Here is a 268-nt window from a genome sequence, read left to right as displayed (position 1 = left end):
TTTCAGATGCTGTTGATATCGATGATATGGACCCGTTTTTGGTTACGACAGACCAGTTTGTAAAACTTGGCGAGTTCGACGAAAACACGTTTAAGCTAACGGTAAATGGTAAGATCGAGAGTTACACAAACGATTTGTGGATCAAAAAAACGGACGGCACGCTTCAGCACTGGTATGTCAGCGTTGATGCGAACTACGTCCGTTAACTAGCTACTTGTTTAGCCTTTTTAAAACTGTGCTCTGGCGTCCAAGCCGAGCGCAATGTGCT

The 268-nt window shown here is 44.4% G+C and carries 1 pseudogene; it reads left to right on the top strand.

Annotated elements, in window-relative coordinates:
* Positions 1-206, top strand: a pseudogene (locus tag A3712_RS21755) (hypothetical protein); the annotation flags it as partial.
* Between the last annotated feature and the right edge of the window lie 62 nt (positions 207-268).

The organism is Vibrio sp. HI00D65, from assembly GCF_001635455.1.
GTDB lineage: Bacteria > Pseudomonadota > Gammaproteobacteria > Enterobacterales > Vibrionaceae > Vibrio.
The sequence above is the reverse complement of the archived record's forward strand: the minus strand, read 5'-3'. Positions and strand labels throughout refer to the sequence as shown.